2 tRNA genes and 2 rRNA genes (2 of these 4 cut by a window edge) are annotated in these 2,500 nt (G+C 46.7%); all 4 read right to left on the minus strand.

Annotation, left to right across the window (positions count from 1 at the left end):
• A 23S ribosomal RNA gene (locus NAB20_RS01830) occupies positions 1 to 1,281 on the minus strand; it reaches 1,630 nt to the left of the window's first position.
• Positions 1,282 to 1,488: 207 nt separating this feature from the next.
• Positions 1,489 to 1,562: transfer RNA gene (locus NAB20_RS01835), tRNA-Ala, on the minus strand.
• Positions 1,563 to 1,675: 113 nt separating this feature from the next.
• A tRNA-Ile gene (locus NAB20_RS01840) sits at positions 1,676 to 1,749 on the minus strand.
• Positions 1,750 to 1,846: 97 nt separating this feature from the next.
• Positions 1,847 to 2,500: ribosomal RNA gene (locus NAB20_RS01845) — 16S ribosomal RNA — on the minus strand (it continues 862 nt past the right edge of the window).
• Together the 16S and 23S rRNA genes with 2 tRNA genes alongside form the textbook arrangement of a ribosomal RNA operon.

A 2,500-nucleotide genomic window follows, 5' to 3' on the forward strand; every position in this document is an offset into this window, starting at 1 on the left:
AAGATACCTTCGGCGATGTTAGAATGCTCCCCTACCACTTGTACTTAGTACAAATCCATAGCTTCGGTAGTATGCTTATGCCCGATTATTATCCATGCTCGATCGCTCGACTAGTGAGCTGTTACGCACTCTTTAAATGAATGGCTGCTTCCAAGCCAACATCCTAGCTGTCGATGCAATCAAACCGCGTTTGTTCAACTTAGCATACATTTGGGGACCTTAGCTGATGGTCTGGGTTCTTTCCCTCTCGGACTTGGACCTTAGCACCCAAGCCCTCACTGCTCAATATATTATATAGCATTCGGAGTTTGTCAGGAATTGGTAGGCGGTGAAGCCCCCGCATCCAATCAGTAGCTCTACCTCTATATAACTTAACTTGAGCGCTGCACCTAAATGCATTTCGGGGAGTACGAGCTATTTCCGAGTTTGATTGGCCTTTCACCCCTACCCACAGATCATCCCAAGACTTTTCAACGTCAACGGGTTCGGACCTCCACTTTGGGTTAACAAAGCTTCATCCTGTCCATGGGTAGATCACACGGTTTCGCGTCTACCACTACTGACTTAAGCGTATAAATACGCTTTCAACCCCTTAGATTGAATCGCGCCCTATTCAGACTCGCTTTCGCTACGGATCCGTGACTTAATCACTTAACCTTGCCAGCAACGGTAACTCGTAGGCTCATTATGCAAAAGGCACGCCGTCACAGATTATGCTGCTCCGACCGCTTGTAGGCGTATGGTTTCAGGTTCTATTTCACTCCGTTATTCACGGTTCTTTTCACCTTTCCCTCACGGTACTGGTTCACTATCGGTCTCTCAGGAGTATTTAGCCTTAGCGGATGGTCCCGCCAGATTCAGACAGGGTTTCACGTGCCCCGCCCTACTCAGGATAACACTATTCTTTATATTCTTTACTTATACGGGACTATCACCCTCTTGGGTTAACCTTTCCAGGTTATTCTAATTCAGTTTACAAGAAATATTGTGGTCCTACAACCCCGTTATTGCCGTAACAACAACGGTTTGGGCTAATGCGCTTTCGCTCGCCACTACTTACGCAATCACTTTTGTTTTCTTCTCCTCCGCCTACTTAGATGTTTCAGTTCAGCGGGTTCGCCTCCTATCGGATACTATGTCTTCAACATAGTGGGTTGCCCCATTGGGATATCTGCGGATCAATTCGTATGTGCCGATCCCCGCAGCTTTTCGCAGCTTATCACGTCCTTCTTCGCCTCTGAGAGCCTAGGCATTCCCCATACGCCCTTATTTTGCTTATTGTTTTCTTTATTATTTTAGCCATTAGTCAATAGCCATAAGCCACTAGTGCCTATTGCTTTTTTACTAATCACTAAAGATGTTCTTTCTACTTGTTTGTATGTTTATCTCAATATGTCAATGAACTTTGAGCCCCCTCCAGCTCCCCCGAAGGGGGAGAGCCGATTGCTCTATGTTCCTCCCCTTTGGGGAGGTTAGGAGGGGCTGTTGTGGAGAATATCGGAGTCGAACCGATGACCTCCTGCGTGCAAGGCAGGCGCTCTAGCCAGCTGAGCTAATCCCCCATTGTCTATTTTGAATGTTGAATTATTTTTTTGAATTATTTTTCAAATTCATCATTTAAAATTTATAATTCAAAATTCGCTTCTAGAATTTCCTTTTTTATAACTTTAAATAGTAGTCCCGGGCAGACTCGAACTGCCGACCCCTACATTATCAGTGTAGTACTCTAACCAGCTGAGCTACGAGACTCTGTATTTTAAGCCTTTTCTTTTTTTTGAATTAACAGCGAGAGTAAGATTTTAATTTAATTTTAATTTTAAATCACATCCTTTTTTTTTGTCTCTAGAAAGGAGGTGTTCCAGCCGCACCTTCCGGTACGGCTACCTTGTTACGACTTAGCCCTAGTTACCAGTTTTACCCTAGGCAGCTCCTTGCGGTCACCGACTTCAGGTACCCCCAGCTTCCATGGCTTGACGGGCGGTGTGTACAAGGCCCGGGAACGTATTCACCGCAGCATGGCTGATCTGCGATTACTAGCGAATCCAGCTTCACGGAGTCGAGTTGCAGACTCCGATCCGAACTGAGAACGGTTTTTTAGATTCGCGCCTACTTGCGTAGTGGCTGCTCTCTGTACCGTCCATTGTAGCACGTGTGTAGCCCAAGGCGTAAGGGCCGTGATGATTTGACGTCATCCCCACCTTCCTCACGGTTTGCACCGGCAGTCTTGTTAGAGTTCCCGACCTTACTCGATGGCAACTAACAACAGGGGTTGCGCTCGTTATAGGACTTAACCTGACACCTCACGGCACGAGCTGACGACAACCATGCAGCACCTTGAAAAACGTCCGAAGAAAGATCTGTTTCCAAATCTGTCGTTTCCCATTTAAGCCTTGGTAAGGTTCCTCGCGTATCATCGAATTAAACCACATGCTCCTCCGCTTGTGCGGGCCCCCGTCAATTCCTTTGAGTTTCACTCTTGCGAGCGTACTCCCCAGGTGGG

The organism is Flavobacterium davisii, assembly GCF_042182265.1.
Taxonomy (GTDB): Bacteria; Bacteroidota; Bacteroidia; order Flavobacteriales; family Flavobacteriaceae; genus Flavobacterium; species Flavobacterium davisii.